Origin of the sequence: Pseudoxanthomonas spadix (assembly GCF_003703395.1) — a bacterium.
GTDB lineage: Bacteria > Pseudomonadota > Gammaproteobacteria > Xanthomonadales > Xanthomonadaceae > Pseudoxanthomonas_A > Pseudoxanthomonas_A spadix.
This window is the reverse complement of record NZ_RDQN01000004.1, coordinates 234,971-249,886: the sequence shown is the minus strand read 5'-3', so window position 1 is coordinate 249,886 and position 14,916 is coordinate 234,971. Positions and strand designations below refer to the sequence as shown.

The following is a 14,916-nucleotide window of genomic DNA, read 5'->3' as shown; positions in this document are numbered from 1 at the left end:
GGCAGATGTTGCGCGCAGCGGCAGGCATCGCCGCATCGGCCTGCATCGCAACGGCCGCTGCGCAGGCGCCGGCCGAGGCGAACAAGGCCACCGCCAAGGGCGCTGCGCCGAGCGCGCCGCCGGATCTGGCCGCGCTGATCGAATGCCGCAAGGAGGTGCCCGATTTCCTGGCCCTGCAGCCGGCCGTGCGCGACCCGCTCAAGGCCGTGGCCCTGGGCTGGAAGCCGCTGCCGCAGGCCAACCCGTTCATGACCGAATTCGCGCTGGTCGAGCCGATCAGCGTGTTTGGCCACGCCAGCTCGCACATCGCCTTTGCCGGGGACAGCATCATGGCCATCCTGGACCTGCCCGACCCGCGCCCGCTGGCCCACCGGCTGGACCTGGAAACCGGCATCGACACGCCGGCAAAAGCCATCTTCGGCAAGCAGTTGCGCCAGACCGAGCAGACCGATCCGGCCAGCGGCCAGACCCTGATCCAGGCCATCATCCTCAACGTGTCCAACGTGGCCAGCCACCCGGGCAAGACTCTGGTCGGCTGCAGCTACAACCTGGACACCGAAGATCCCGCGCCGGCGCCCACCGCGTCTGCCACCACGGCCGCCACCGCGCCCTGATCCCCTGGCAGAGCCTGCGAAAACGTTCTGCTAGACTGCCGGCCACGCCCGCGATCGCCGGGTGCCGCTCACCGCCCGATGTCAGAAGACGACAGTACAACCGCGTCGGAACTGCCCGAGAAACGCCGCAGCTGGTTGGAACGCCTGAGCCATGCGTTCTCCGGTGAACCCGAATCGCGCGAAGACCTGCTCGCGCTGCTGCGCGACGCCCAGCACAACGGGCTGCTCGAACCGGACACGCTCAAGATGATGGAAGGAGCCATGTCGGTGGCCGAGCTCACCGTGGGTGATGTCATGATCTCGCGATCGCAGATGGTCTCGCTGCCGGCGGACACCCCGTTCCTGGAGCTGATGCGGCAGGTGGTCGAATCGGGCCATTCGCGCTTTCCGGTGCATGGCGAGAACAAGGACGAGATCCTGGGCATTTTGCTGGCCAAGGACCTGCTGCGCGGGGTGGTCGCTGACCAGGGCCCGGGCACGGTGCGCGAACTGCTGCGTCCGGCGGTGCTGATCCCGGAATCGAAGAAGCTCAACGTCCTGCTCAAGGAGTTCCGTCTCTCGCGCAACCACATGGCGCTGGTGGTGGACGAATATGGCGGCGTGGCCGGCCTTGTCACCATCGAGGACGTGCTGGAGCAGATCGTCGGCGAGATCGACGACGAGCACGACGAGGCCGACGACGAAGCCAACCTGATCGCCGCCCAGGCCGATGGCCAGTACGTGGTCGATGCACTGACGCCGATCGAGGATTTCAACGCGCGTTTCGGCGCCGATTTTCCGGATGACGAATACGACACCGTCGGCGGCCTGGTGACCGATGCGATGGGGCACCTGCCCGAGACCGGCGAGGAGCTGACCCTGGGGCGCTTCGCCTTCCGCGTGGCGCGTGCCGATGGGCGCCGGGTGCATGCCTTCCACGTCGGCGTGCTGTCCGACAGCTGATGCCGCGCCTGTCCTGCCTGCTGGCGCGCGCCGGGTGCGCGCTGCTGCTCTCGCTGCTCGCCTGCGCGGCCACCGCCGCGCCGCGCATCGGGGTGATGACCATGCAGCCGGGCCAGGTGTTCTTCGAGCGCTTCGGCCATGACGCGATCGTGGTGGCCGATCCGGACTCCGGCCAGGCGACCTCGTACAACTTCGGCTTCTTCGATCCGGACGAGCCTGATTTCATGGGCCGCTTCATCGACGGCAAGATGCTGTATTACCTGGTCGCCCTGCCCGTGCAACAGGACCTGGAAAGCTATCGCGCCGAAGGCCGCGGCGTGTCGATCCAATGGCTGGACCTGACCGCACCGCAGGCGCAGGCGCTGGCCGATGCGCTGGCCTTGCGCGCGCGCCCGGAAAACGCACGCTATCCCTACGACTACTTCACCAACAACTGCGCCACCCAGGTCCGCGATGCGCTCGACGCGGCATTGGGCGGCACGCTGAAGAAGCAGCTGGCCGGCCGCTCGCGCGGCAACACCTATCGCAGCGAATCGGTGCGCCTGGCCTCGCCGGCGTGGTGGATGTGGATCGGTTTCGATCTGGGCTTCGGCCCGTATGCCGACCAGCAGCTCTCGCGCTGGGAGGAATCCTTCGTGCCGATGCGCCTGGCCGAGGCACTGGCGGAGGTGGACAACACCCAGGGCCGCCCGCTGGTCCAGCAGACCCAGCAACTCTTGCCGCACCGCATCGCACCGGAGCCGCCAGAGACCGCGCGCCGGTGGTGGCCGTGGCTGCTGGCCGGCATGGGGATCGCCCTGGCCCTGGTGTGGATCGGTGCGCGCCGGCGGCGGGTGGTCGCAGCCGTGGCGCTGCTGTTCTGGATCGTGTGCACACTGGCTGGCGCGCTGATGCTGTTCATCTGGTTCGGCACCAGCCACATCGCCGGCTGGGCCAACCGCAACCTGTTGCTGCTCGATCCGCTGTGCGTGCTGCTGCTGCCGGCCGCGGTGCGGGCGCTGCGCGGACGGACGCTGAAGGCCTGGTCACGCTGGCTGCTGCGCGGCGTGGCGGCGCTGGCGCTGCTGGCGTGGATGCTGCACTGGTTCCCGTTCAACGTGCAGGCCAACATGGCCTGGGTCGCGCTGCTGGTGCCGGTGCATCTGGCGCTTGCATACGTATTCACCGTGCAGCGCAGCTTGTCGCGCTGATCATCGCGGGTGAGCATGCCGGTCATCTCCGGCTGGACCACCCCGCATGCTGCGTCTGCTCACTGCTGTCTTCCTGATCTGTACGCCGCTGGCTGCGCGTGCTGCGCCGTTGCGCGTCGATTCGCCAGGTAAGGTGCTGTCGGTGGAGCTGGAGACCGATCCGCACGGGCGCCCGAGCTATCGGGTGTTGCGCAACGCAAGCCGGTCATTGCGTCCTCGCGGCTGGGTTTCATGATGGCCGATGTCACCGACGCGCAGCCACGCACGCTGCAGGCCAGGCTGGATTTCCTGACGCCCGGCAGGCGCTACACCGCGCAGATCTATCGCGATGCCGACGATGCGCACTGGGCCAGCAACCCCGAAGCGGTGACGATCCAGTCGCGCCAGGTCACCAGCGCCGACACGCTGACCCTGAAACTGGCCCCCGGCGGCGGCCAGGCGATCCGCTTCGTCGCGCACTAAACGGTGAACACCGCGCCGGCCCTGACCCAGCCTGCAAGACAGCCATCGCCGTTGCGCCCTCCCTTGCGCAGCAGGGGAAGTTGGGAAGCGTGCTGTTGAGCCCTCCCTTGCGCAGCAGGGGAGGGTTGGGAGGGGTGCTGTTGCTGTTGCTTCGGGCAAGCGCGTACAAGCAACCCCTCCCCCGGCCCTCCCCTTCGCAAAAGCGCGAAAGGGAGGGGGCAGAGGCGGGCCGGCGGATTGCTGGCTGGCCACACGCGAGTCGCAACCCATGCCCGCGAGCAGCGCTGCTGGCGCCCCGGGAAACCTGCCCTCAGAATCAAGCGCTCGCTCCTGAATGCCGAGCCCCGCATGCCGACGACCGCGCGCCTGACCCTTGTCCTGCTGTCCGTGTTCGCGGCCGCGGCCGGCGCTGCCCTGCCGGCCGCCGAAAGGCGGCCCTACCGCAGCAGCCAGCAGATCCTGGAGGCCTCGCCGGCCAGCCACTGGCGCATGCTCGACCCGGATCGCACGCTGTACCTGGAGCTGGCCAGTGGCCGGGTGGTGATCGAACTGGCGCCGCAGTTCGCGCCCGAGCACGTGGCCAACATCACGACCCTCGCCCGCGAGCATTTCTGGGACGGCACCAGCATCTACCGCGCGCAGGACAACTTCGTGGTCCAGTTTGGCGATGCCGATGGCGAGGACCCGGCCAAGGCCAAGCCGCTGGGCACGGCCAGGACCCACCTGCCGGCCGAGTTTCATCGCAGCGCGAAGGGACTGGATTTCCAGAAGATCCCCGACAGCGACGGCTGGGCCCCGCAGGTCGGCTTCGTCGACGGCTTCCCGGCCGCGCGCGATGGCGCCCATGGCAAGGCCTGGCTGGCTCACTGCTACGGCACGCTGGGCGCGGGCCGCAACAACGCCGATGACAGCAGCATCGGCGCCGAGCTGTACGTGACCATCGGCCAGTCGCCGCGCCAGCTGGACGACAACATCACCGTGGTCGGTCGCGTGGTCAAGGGCATGGAACTGCTGAGCACGATCAGGCGCGGCCCGGACCCGATGGGCTTCTACCCAGATCCTGCGCTGCGCACACCGATCCGCTCGATTCGCCTGGCCAGCGAGCTGCCGGTGGCCGAGCGCACCCCGCTGGAACTGCTGCGGACCGACAGCCAGACCTTCCGCGATGTGGCCGAGTCCAAGCGCAACCGCGTGGATGATTTCTACAAGCGTCCGGCCGGGCACATCGACCTGTGCAACGTGCCGCTGCCGGTGCGCACCCCGGCCGCTGGCTGAGCCTGCGGTCGCCTCGCGCCGGCGCCGCTCAGCCAGCAGCATCGTGCAAATGCACATCGGCATCCATGCCAATGTGCGCGAACCAGGAACAGGCCAGGCCGGCTCAGCCCGCCTTCAGCACCACCTTCATCGCCTTCTCGCGTGCGGCGTTGCCGAACACCTCGTAGGCCTGGATCACATCGTCGAGCGCGAAGCGGTGGGTCACCAGCTGTTCGGGCTTCACCTTGCCCGAGGCCACCGTCTGCAGCAGCATCGGCGTGCTGTGGGTACAGACCAGGCCGGTGGTCAGGGTGATGTTCTTGATCCACAGCTTTTCCAGGTGCAGTTCCACCGGCTTGCCGTGGACGCCGACATTGGCGATGTGACCGCCCGGGGCGATGATCGACTGGCAGGTGTCGAACGTGGCCGGGATGCCGACCGCCTCGACCGCCACGTCCACGCCCTTGCCGCCGGTCAGGGCCATCACCGCCTCGACGGCCTTGCCGTCACTGGCATCGACGGTGTCGGTGGCACCGAACCTGCGCGAAACCTCCAGCCGCGCCGGGTCGGTATCGACCATGATGATGCGCGAGGGCGAATAGAATTGCGCGGTCAGCAGCACCGCCATGCCGATCGGGCCGGCGCCGACGATGGCCACCGTGTCGCTGGGCTGCACCTGGCCGTAGAGCACGCCGATCTCGAAGCCGGTGGGCAGGATGTCGCTGAGCATCACCAGCGCTTCCGGGTCCACGCCTTCGGGCGCCGGATAGAGGCTGTTGTCCGCATGCGGGATGCGCACGTATTCGGCCTGGGTGCCATCGATCAGGTGACCCAGGATCCAGCCGCCGTCGGTGCAGTGCGCGTAGAGGCGTTTCTTGCAGTATTCGCAGCGGCCGCATGAGGTGATGCAGGAGATCAGCACCCGGTCGCCCTTCTTGAAATTGCCCACCGCCTCGCCGACTTCCTCGATCACGCCCACCCCCTCATGGCCGAGGGTGCGTCCGGCTTCGACCTCCGGCACGTCACCCTTGAGGATATGCAGGTCGGTGCCGCAGATGGTGGTGTGGGTGATGCGGACGATCGCGTCGGTGGACTTGAGCAGCGCAGGCTTTGCCTTTTCGGCCCATTCCTTCTTGCCGGGGCCCCGATAGATCAACGCTTTCATGGACCTTCTCCTATGAATGTCTTATCGAGTATAGCCAGGCCGGTGCAAACGCCATTGACGCAAATCAATGGCCGGCGCCCCACCCGGGGGCCGCGCTACCGGGGCTGTCGCCTCCGACCTTCCATCGCCAGCCCGATCCGCGCCAGCAGCGGCCAGAGCGCACTGCAACGGAGACAATGCACCCTCAACCGGACAACCGATCACGACACCGCTTCGGCGGCGACGAAGCCGCCGGTCTGGCGCTGCCACAGGCGCGCGTACAGGCCGCCGCGGGCGACCAGTTCGGCATGGGTGCCGGTTTCCACGATCCGGCCGGCATCCATCACCACCAGCCGGTCCATGCGCGCGATGGTCGAAAGCCGGTGGGCGATGGCGATCACCGTCTTGCCCTGCATCAAGGTGTCCAGGCTGTCCTGGATGGCTGCTTCCACCTCCGAATCCAGGGCCGAGGTGGCCTCGTCCAGCAGCAGGATCGGCGCGTCCTTGAGCAGCACCCGGGCGATGGCGATGCGCTGGCGCTGGCCGCCGGACAGCTTGACCCCGCGTTCGCCCACGTGCGCGTCCAGGCCGGTGCGGCCCTCGCCGTCGACCAGGGTCCGGATGAAATCCTCGGCCCGGGCCTGGGCGATGGCCGCGGCGATCTGCCCGGGCGTGGCGTCGGGGCGGCCGTAGCGCAGGTTGTCCAGGATCGAGCGGTGCAGCAGCGAGGTGTCCTGGGTGACCACGCCGATCTGGCTGCGCAGGCTGGCCTGGGTCACCCCGGCGATGTCCTGGCCGTCGATCAGGATGCGTCCGGCCTCCAGGTCGTACAGCCGCAGCAACACGTTGACCAGGGTGGACTTGCCGGCGCCGGAGGGGCCGACCAGGCCGATCTTCTCGCCCGGGCGCACCTCCAGGTCCAGCCCGGCGATCACCCCGCCGCGCTTGCCGTAATGGAAATGAATACCTTCGAACCTTATCGCGCCGCGGGTGACCTGCAGCGGCCTGGCGCCTGGCGCATCGGTCACCGTGTGCGGCCTGGCCACCGTCTGCATGCCGTCCTGGACCGTGCCGATGTCCTCGAACAGGCCGTTGACCACCCACATGATCCAGCCGGACATGTTCTCGATGCGGATCACCAGCCCGGTGGACAGGGCGATGGCGCCGATCGTGATCGAGCCGCGCTGCCACAGCCACAACCCCAGGCCGGCGGTGCCGGCGATCATCAGGCCGTTGAGCACGGCGATGGTGACGTCCATGGACGTGGTCAGGCGGGTCATGCGCCGGACCTTGTCCAGGTTCTCGCGCACGGCCTGGGCCACGTAGTCGTCCTCGCGCCGCTCGTGCGGGAACAGCTTGAGCGTGGCGATGTTGGTGTAGCCGTCCACCACCCGGCCCATCAGCTGCGACTTGGACTCCGAGGCCCGCCAGGAACGCTCCTTCACCCGTGGCACGAACACCGCCAGGGTCGCGATGTAGGCCAGCAGCCAGCCGGTCAGCGGCAGCATCAGGCGCCAGTCGGCCTGGGCGAACAGGAACAGCGCGCTGCCGGTGTAGACGGCCACGTACCACAGCGCATCGACCAGCTGCACCGCCGATTCGCGCAGCGACGCGCCGGTCTGCATGATCCGGTTGGCGATCCGCCCGGCGTAGTCGTTCTGGAAGAAGGACAGGCTCTGGCGCACCACGTGGCGGTGCTGCTGCCAGCGGATGCGCGCGGTCAGCGCCGGGGTCACGGCCTGGTGCATCAGCAGGTCGCCCAGGGCCATCAGCAGCGGGCGCAGGATGATGGCCACCGCCGCCATCCCCAGCAGCTGCGGGCCATGCCGGTCGAAGAAGCCGGCCGCCGCCTCGGCCTTGGCCAGGTCCACCAGCTTGCCGAGGAAACCGAACAGCGCCACTTCCACCAGCGCCACTGCAAAGCCGACCACGAACATCGAGGCCAGCACCCAGCGCCCGCGCCGCAGGTAGTGGGCGTAGAAGCGCAGCAGGTTGTCCGGCGGGGTCCCGTGGTCGGGACGATCGAACACATCGATCAGGTTTTCGAACCAGCGGAAGATCATCGGGATGCTGCGTGCGGCGGGCTTGGGCAGTATCTCATTGCCGCGTTGGCGTCCTGTTTCGATGGACCATGACTTGCAGCGCGCTACTGCGGGTGAGATTCGGCAATTCATCTGCCCTGGCACGGCAGCGCCGCCAGTACCGTAGCCCGGAGATAACGGAACATGGTGAAAGTGGTGGATTCAAGTCCAGGGCAAGGCGCAAGCCGCCGCCAAGGCTGGCCGCCTTGGCAAGGCTTGCAACGCCGCCCTGGGCTTGAAGACGCGCTTTCACGTTTCGATATCTTCGGGTTGCGGTACTAGGCTGCCACGCCACCCCAGGACCCCGTCACATGACCCGCACCCGCCCCGCACCGCCTGCCACGACCAAGCCGTTGGCCGCCGACACCAGCACGCCGCCGGGGATCCGGGTCGGCATCGGCGGCTGGGTGTACCCGCCGTGGCGCGGCACTTTCTATCCGCCCGGGCTGGCGCAGCGGCTGGAACTGGAATATGCCAGCAGCCACCTCAGCGCGCTCGAGATCAACGGCACCTATTACCGCACCCAGCCGCCGGCGACCTACGCCAAATGGCGCGATGCCACGCCGGACCGGTTCGTGTTCTCGGCCAAGGCACCCAGGCGCATCACCCAGGCGCGCAGGCTGGCCGGCACCGGCGCGCAGGTGGAGGATTTCATCGGCGGCATCGCCACGCTGGGCGACAAGCTGGGGCCGCTGGTGTGGCAATTCGACGCCGGGCGCAGGCTCGATGGCGAGGATTTTGCCGCCTTCCTCGACCTGCTGCCGAAAAAGGCCGGATCACGCCCGCTGCGCCACGTGCTGGACGTGCGCGATGCGGCCTTCATCACCCCCGACTTGCTGGCGCTGGCGCGCAGCCACGGCATGGGCACGGTGTTTTCCGAATCGGAGCGGTATCCCTCGTTCGCCGACATCACCAGCGACCTGGTCTACGCCCGGCTGATGGCCAGCCGCAGCAGCGAGCCCTGCGGCTATCCGGCCGCCGAACTCGACGCCTGGGCCCGACGCGCCAGGATCTGGCAGGCCGGCGGTGATCCGCAGGAACTGCCGCATGTGGACCCGACCCCGGCACCGAAACAACCGCGCGAGGTGTTCGTGTTCTTCATCGCTGCGGCCAAGGAACGCAATCCGGCCGCGGCGATGGCGCTGCTGCAGCGCCTGCGAGGCGAGCCCCGGCCCAGCCCGGCGCAAGGGGACGCGGCCGGCGTGCAGCGGCGATAATGCGCGCAATGAACGCCCCGGTCCCTGCCAAAGCCCATCTCCAGGTTCATGTCTGCGTGCTGCTGTGGGGCTTCACCGCCATCCTGGGCAAGCTGATCACCCTGCCCGCCCTGCCGCTGGTGTGGTGGCGCATGCTGCTCGTGGTGCTCGCCCTGGCCCTGCTGCCTGCGGTGTGGCGCGGCCTGGGGGCGATGCCCGCACGCCGGCGCTGGGCCTATGCCGGGATCGGCGCGCTGGTGTCCCTGCACTGGCTGACCTTCTACGGCGCGATCAAGCTGGCCAACGCCTCGGTGGCCGCGACCTGCATCGCGCTCTCGCCGGCATTCACCGCGCTGATCGAACCGTGGCTGGCCAGGCGCCCCTTCGACCTGCGCGAGCTGCTGTTCGGCCTGGCCACCCTGCCCGGGGTAGCGCTGGTGGTGGGCGGCGTGCCGCACGCGATGCGCGCCGGGGTCGCGGTCGGCGCGCTGTCGGCACTGCTGGTGGCGGTGTTCGGCTCGCTCAACAAGCGCATGGTCGAAGGCGGCCAGCCGCTGACCGTCACCGCCCTGGAACTGGGCGCCGGCACCGTGCTGCTGACCGCGCTGGCGCCGCTGATGGCGCTGGTCCCCGGCTTCGGCGGCAGCCTGCTGGTGATGCCCGGCCTGCACGACGGTGCGCTGCTGCTGGTGCTGGCGCTGGCCTGCACCCTGCTGCCCTTTGCCATGGCCTTGGCCGCGCTGCGCCATGTCAGCGCCTATGGCATGCAGCTGGCGACCAACCTGGAGCCGGTCTACGCGATCGTGCTGGCGATGCTGCTGCTGGGGGAGCAGCGCCAGCTCACCGGACAGTTCTACCTCGGCGTGGCCATCATCCTGCTGGCGGTGTTCGCCCAACCCCTGTTCGCCCGGCGCAGGCCGGTGGTGCATCCGGAACTGCTGGCCACTTCCGAAGCCAAGGGCGTGGCGGACTGATCCTCCCGACCGGGGCTCGTGGAGCCACCGCGCGGACAACGTGGGCGGCCCTTGGAGCCGCCAGCCCGGCACGGTCGCGATCGCGGATGCATGCAAGGAAGGTGATCGGCAAAGCCAAGCGCGCCGACGCGCAGCCGCCAATGCAAAAGCATTCCCTCGCGTGGGGGATTGGCGGGTCAAGACCCGCCCTACGCTGACCCGACGGAAGATGTCCCTGTTACCAGTGCTGCATGTCCGGCAGCAGGCCGCGCAGCTCGGCGTCGGTCAGGTTACGCCAGCGGCCGGGCTTGAGCGGCCCCAGCCGGATGTTGTCAATGCGTACCCGGCGCAGCTGGGTGACGCGGTAGCCGAAAGCCGCCGACATCAGCCGGATCTGCCGGTTCAGGCCCTGGGTCAGGGTGATCCGGAAACCGAACCTGGCCAGGCGCGAGGTGCGGCACGGCAGGGTCATCTGGTCGTGGATGCGCACGCCCCTGGCCATGCCGCGCAGGAACTCCTCGGTGACCGGGCGGTTGACCTCCACCAGGTATTCCTTTTCGTGGCGGTTTTCGGCGCGCAGGATCTGGTTGACGATCTCGCCGTTGCTGGTCAGCAGGATCAACCCTTCCGAGTCCTTGTCCAGCCGGCCAACCGGGAAGATGCGCTGCTCGTGGCCGACGAAGTCGACGATGTTGCCCTTGACCGTGCGCTCGGTGGTGCAGGTGATGCCCACCGGCTTGTTGAGCATGATGTACACGTGGCGCCGGCCGCCGGTCCTGACCGTGGCCCGTGCGCGCAGCGGCTGGCCATCGATCAGGACCACGTCGCCTTCGCCGACCACCGCGCCGGTGCCGGCCGGATGGCCGTTGACGGTGACCCGGCGCTCGCCGATCAGGCGGTCGGCCTCACGGCGCGAACAGAACCCGGTCTGGGCGATGTGCTTGTTGAGGCGGGTGGCTTCGGTCATTGCGCCATTATCGGGCAGGCCAAGCGGCGCGCACGAAAGCGCCGCGCCGCGCTTTGGGCCTCTTCTCCCCGCGCGCGCCATGCCGGCAGGTCTGTGCCCAGGAGCGCAACCTCTCCCCCACGCGGCGGCGCTTCACGACGGCTTTGGCGGGCCCTTGCGGTGTGGCTTGGCCGGGGCCTTGGGCGCGGACTTGAAGCTGCGCGGGCGCGCGTCGGTGCGCGCGGCGGCCGGCTTGAACTTGCGCGGCGCCTGCTCGCCGGCATCCTCGCCCAGCTTGTGGATGCGCAGCTGCTGGCCGGACACCCAGACCTTCTTCAGGTGCATCAGCAGCTCGCGCGGCATGCCTTCGGGCAGGTCCAGCACCGAATGGTCCTCCTGGATGTCGATGCGGCCGATGTAGCGGCTTTCCAGTCCGGCCTCGTTGGCGATGGCGCCGACGATGTTGGCCGGCTTGACGCCGTGGGCGTGGCCGACCTCGATGCGGTAGCGCTCCATGCCGACCTCGGCCTCGCCGGCCGGGGCGGACGGCGCGCGGCGCGCACGCTCGGCGGCGGCCGGCAACGACGCATCGGCAGGCTGCGGCGCAGTGCGCGGCCCACGCTCGGCGCGCGGGTGCTCGCTGCGCTGGGCACGCGCCGGGGCCGCGCCGAACGGGCCGCTGCGCTCGCCTTCGTAGCGCGCACGGTCGGCACGCGGGTTGCGCTCGCCGAGGGCCTCGGCGCTGCTGCGCGCCTGGCTGCGTTCGGCCGACAGCAGCAGCGGCGTATCGCCCTGCAGCAGGCGCGCCAGCGCGGCGGCGATGTCCACCGCCGGCACGTTGTGCTCGCGCTCGTAGCCTTCGATCAGCGCGCGGTACTGGCCCGCCTCGCCGCTGGCCAGGGTGTCGGTGATCCGGGCCAGGAACCTGGCCACGCGCCGGTCGTTGACGTCGTCCACGCTGGGCAGCTGCATCTCGGTGATCGGCTGGCGGGTGGCCCGCTCGATCGCGCGCAGCATCGATTTCTCGCGCGGGGTCACGAACAGGATCGCGTCGCCGGCGCGGCCGGCGCGGCCGGTGCGGCCGATGCGGTGCACGTAGCTTTCGGTGTCGTAGGGAATGTCGTAGTTCAGCACGTGGCTCACGCGCTCCACGTCCAGGCCGCGCGCGGCCACGTCGGTGGCCACCAGGATGTCCAGCTTGCCGTCCTTGAGCTGGGCGATGGTCTTTTCGCGCGCGGCCTGCTGCATGTCGCCGTTGATCGCGGCCGCGGCCAGGCCGCGGGCCTGCAGCTTCTGGGCCAGTTCTTCGGTGGCCGCCTTGGTGCGCACGAAGATGATCATGCCGTCGAACGGTTCGGCTTCCAGGATCCGGGTCAGCGCGTCGAGCTTGTGCAGGCCCGAGACGAACCAGTAGCGCTGGGTGATGTTGGCCGAGGTCGTGGTCCTGGCCGCGATGTTCACCTCGACCGGATCCTTCAGGTAGGTCTGGGCGATGCGGCGGATGGCCGGCGGCATGGTCGCCGAGAACAACGCCACCTGGCGCGTTTCCGGGGTCTTCTTCAGCACCGTCTCGACATCGTCGATGAAGCCCATGCGCAGCATTTCGTCGGCTTCGTCCAGGACCAGGGTGGCAAGACCGGACAGGTCCAGCGAGCCGCGCTCGAGGTGGTCGATCACCCGGCCGGGCGTCCCGACCACCACGTGCACGCCGCGTTTGAGCGCCTGCAGCTGCGGCGCGTAGGCCTGGCCGCCGTAGATCGGCAGCACATGGAACCCGGGGATCGAGGCGGCGTACTTCTGGAAGGCCTCGGCGACCTGGATGGCCAGCTCGCGGGTCGGCGCCAGGACCAGCGCCTGCGGCTTGCCGGCGGCCAGGTCCAGGTTGGAGAGCACCGGCAAGGCGAAGGCCGCGGTCTTGCCGGTCCCGGTCTGCGCGGTGCCCAGCACGTCGCGTCCGGCCAGCAGCGCCGGGATGGTCGCGGCCTGGATCGGCGATGGCGATTCGTAGCCGACGGTGGCCAGGGCGGCCATGACCGGCGCGGACAGGCCAAGGGCGGAGAACGGCACCGCGGCTGCGGCGTTTTCGGAAGACATGATGCAACTCGGACAGCGTCTGTGGCCGCCTATTGTGCGCCCTGGCGGCCTGTCCTGCCCAAAACGGCGCGCAAAAGCGCAGGCCTGGCGCAGCCGGCGGTTCAGTCCGGCGCCACCCCGGTGCCAGGCGCCCTCGGCTGGCAAGGGCGCTCCACGACAGCGTCATCGGCGCCAGTCTGCGCCAGCGCCTGCCGGAGCAGATCGAGCGCTTTGCCTGCGAGCAGGACGCGCGATACTTCCCCCTTTCCAGCTGCGCGACGTTCCATGCAGATCCTCCAATTCGATCTCGACGGCGAGTACGTCGAACTCCACATCCTGCTCAAGCTGTGCGGCCTGGCCGACAGCGGCGGCATGGGCAAGCAGATCGTCGCCAGCGGCGTGGTCCTGGTGGACGGCGCGCAGGAACTGCGCAAGACCGCCAAGATCCGCGCCGGCCAGGTGGTGCGCATCGAGGACCAGATCGAGATCCAGGTGCTGGCGCGTAGGAGCACACCGCAAGGGTGCGATGGGGCTTTCCCAACGAAGCCTCTCGCGGCCATGCCCCCGAAGCGGGAATAAAGGTTTCCCCTACGCCCAGGGCGCGGAAACGTCGATCACCCCGTAGGAGCGGGCGGAGAAGGGCCTGATCGCCCCGCAAGGCAGCCACGGTCCCGGAGGCAGAAGCGAGGGCGCCATGCAGCGGTCATGCCGTTCTGCCAAGCTTTGGGCAGTCCTTCTGCTACCCCATTGACCGCATGCGCCTGCCCACGTTCCGCGCCGCATGGCTGGCCAGCCTGTTGTTGCTGTCCGCCTGCGCCACCGATCACCCCGCTCCGGCCACCGCCTCCAGCGCCCATGCCACCGCCGCGCCGGCGCCGGTCCTGCTGATTTCCATCGATGGCATGGGCGCAGGCTATCTCGGTCGCGGCGATACGCCACGCCTGGATGCGCTGGCCGCCGGCGGCGTCCGCGCGCAGTGGATGAATCCGTCCTACCCGGCGGTGACCTTTCCCAACCACTACACGCTGGTGACCGGGCTACGTCCGGACCGTCACGGAATTGTCCACAACTCCATGCGCGACCCGGAACTGGGCCTGTTCAGGCTCTCCGACGCCAAGGCCACCGGTGACAGCCGCTGGTGGGACCAGGCCACGCCGATCTGGGTCACTGCCGAGCAGCATGGGCGCAGGACCGCGATCTGGGCTTGGCCCGGCAGCGGCGCGCCGATCCAGGGCGTGCGCCCCAGCCAGTACCGGCTGTTCGACGGCCAGATCCCCTTCTCCACGCGCGCGGCCGAAGTGGCCGGCTGGCTGACCGGCCCGCTCGCGCAACGCCCGGCCCTGGCCGCGCTGTACGTGGAAGACGTGGACGAACAAGGCCATGGCTTCGGCCCGGGTTCGCCGCAGGTGCGCGCCGCGCTGCAGCGGGTCGACGCGGTGCTCGGCAGCCTGTTCGACACGCTCCAGGCCCACGGCCAGCTGGAACGCACCAACATCGTGATCGTCTCCGACCACGGCATGGCCCAGGTCATGCCCGGGCAGGTGATCGCCGTGGAGGACATGGTCAGCGTGGAGGAAGCGGCGATCGTCTCGGTCGGCCAGGTGATCGGGGTGTCACCCAATCCCGGGTTCGAAACGATCCTCGACCAGCGCCTGCCAGGCCGCCACGACCACTACGCCTGCTGGCGCAAGGGCGAGCTGCCGGCCCGCTGGCACTACGGCAGCAACACGCGGATCCCGCCGATCGTGTGCCAGATGGACGAAGGCTGGGACGCCCTGCCGGCCGCGCACGCGGCGCAGCGGCGCCAGCTGGGCCAGGTCCGCGGCTCGCACGGCTACGATCCGGCGTTGGCCTCGATGCATGCAAGCTTCATCGCCCACGGCCCGGCCTTCCGGCCCGGCACCGTGTTGCCGGCGTTCGACAACGTGGACGTCTACCCGCTGCTGGCGCACCTGCTGCAGCTGCCGCCGGAACCGAACCAGGGCACCCTGGCAACGCTGCAGCCAGCCTTGAAGGAACCGGTCGCCGCGCCCTGAGGATGGGCGGACATCGATGTCCGAA

General features: G+C 69.2%; 13 protein-coding genes and 1 pseudogene. 10 read left to right on the top strand and 4 right to left on the bottom strand.

Annotation, left to right across the window (positions count from 1 at the left end; translation table 11 throughout):
* Nucleotides 1-5 precede the first annotated feature (5 nt).
* From D9R12_RS08475 to D9R12_RS08455, 6 genes and pseudogenes are all read left to right on the top strand, one after another.
* The gene (locus tag D9R12_RS08475; protein WP_244671865.1) at nt 6-614 is read left to right on the top strand and encodes a hypothetical protein; all 609 of its coding nucleotides are present in this window, start codon (nt 6-8) and stop codon (nt 612-614) included.
* 78 nt (nt 615-692) lie between these two features.
* Nucleotides 693-1,556 carry a CorC family transporter gene (locus tag D9R12_RS08470; protein ID WP_043290587.1) on the top strand — a complete coding sequence of 288 codons (864 nt, stop codon included), beginning with the start codon at nt 693-695 and terminating at the stop codon, nt 1,554-1,556.
* Nucleotides 1,556-2,746, top strand: coding sequence for a lipoprotein N-acyltransferase Lnb domain-containing protein (locus tag D9R12_RS08465; RefSeq protein WP_014161305.1), 1,191 nt, complete (start codon nt 1,556-1,558; stop codon nt 2,744-2,746). Before D9R12_RS08470 ends, D9R12_RS08465 begins: the two co-directional genes overlap by 1 nt.
* 46 nt (nt 2,747-2,792) lie before the next feature.
* Complete coding sequence (locus D9R12_RS15580) at nt 2,793-2,981, top strand: hypothetical protein (protein WP_147475066.1); 189 nt, start codon at nt 2,793-2,795, stop codon at nt 2,979-2,981.
* Nucleotides 2,982-2,992: 11 nt separating this feature from the next.
* Nucleotides 2,993-3,208: pseudogene (locus tag D9R12_RS08460) on the top strand (glycoside hydrolase family 97 C-terminal domain-containing protein); the annotation flags it as partial.
* 378 nt (nt 3,209-3,586) lie between these two features.
* Nucleotides 3,587-4,483, top strand: a complete 897-nt coding sequence (locus tag D9R12_RS08455; RefSeq protein ID WP_425479085.1) for a peptidylprolyl isomerase — start codon at nt 3,587-3,589, stop codon at nt 4,481-4,483.
* 103 nt (nt 4,484-4,586) lie between these two features.
* On the opposite strand, the gene D9R12_RS08450 is transcribed toward D9R12_RS08455, so the two are convergent.
* Together D9R12_RS08450 and D9R12_RS08445 are read right to left on the bottom strand one after the other, a co-directional pair.
* Nucleotides 4,587-5,627, bottom strand: a complete 1,041-nt coding sequence (locus D9R12_RS08450) for a zinc-dependent alcohol dehydrogenase family protein (RefSeq protein ID WP_122229713.1) — start codon at nt 5,625-5,627, stop codon at nt 4,587-4,589.
* 200 nt (nt 5,628-5,827) lie between these two features.
* The gene (locus tag D9R12_RS08445) at nt 5,828-7,669 is read right to left on the bottom strand and encodes an ABC transporter ATP-binding protein (RefSeq protein ID WP_244671858.1); all 1,842 of its coding nucleotides are present in this window, start codon (nt 7,667-7,669) and stop codon (nt 5,828-5,830) included.
* Nucleotides 7,670-7,998: 329 nt separating this feature from the next.
* Between D9R12_RS08445 and D9R12_RS08440 the strand changes: the two genes are divergently transcribed.
* Together D9R12_RS08440 and D9R12_RS08435 are read left to right on the top strand one after the other, a co-directional pair.
* Nucleotides 7,999-8,904, top strand: a complete 906-nt coding sequence (locus tag D9R12_RS08440) for a DUF72 domain-containing protein (protein WP_122229711.1) — start codon at nt 7,999-8,001, stop codon at nt 8,902-8,904.
* A gap of 8 nt (nt 8,905-8,912) precedes the next feature.
* A complete protein-coding gene (locus D9R12_RS08435) occupies nt 8,913-9,857 on the top strand; it encodes a DMT family transporter (RefSeq protein ID WP_122229709.1) in 945 nt (314 codons plus the stop codon).
* A gap of 217 nt (nt 9,858-10,074) precedes the next feature.
* Here the strand turns inward: D9R12_RS08435 and D9R12_RS08430 are convergent, their stop codons facing one another.
* Together D9R12_RS08430 and D9R12_RS08425 are read right to left on the bottom strand one after the other, a co-directional pair.
* Entirely contained in the window at nt 10,075-10,803 is a 729-nt protein-coding gene (locus D9R12_RS08430; protein ID WP_122229707.1) for a pseudouridine synthase, read from the bottom strand.
* A gap of 132 nt (nt 10,804-10,935) precedes the next feature.
* Nucleotides 10,936-12,876, bottom strand: coding sequence for a DEAD/DEAH box helicase (locus D9R12_RS08425; RefSeq protein ID WP_122229705.1), 1,941 nt, complete (start codon nt 12,874-12,876; stop codon nt 10,936-10,938).
* A gap of 264 nt (nt 12,877-13,140) precedes the next feature.
* On the opposite strand from D9R12_RS08425, the gene D9R12_RS08420 reads away from it, so the two are divergent.
* Complete coding sequence (locus tag D9R12_RS08420; RefSeq protein WP_122229703.1) at nt 13,141-13,434, top strand: RNA-binding S4 domain-containing protein; 294 nt, start codon at nt 13,141-13,143, stop codon at nt 13,432-13,434.
* A gap of 176 nt (nt 13,435-13,610) precedes the next feature.
* Nucleotides 13,611-14,891 (top strand): alkaline phosphatase family protein, encoded by a 1,281-nt coding sequence (locus tag D9R12_RS08415; RefSeq protein ID WP_122229701.1) that lies wholly within the window; start codon nt 13,611-13,613, stop codon nt 14,889-14,891.
* The last annotated feature ends 25 nt before the right edge of the window (nt 14,892-14,916 follow it).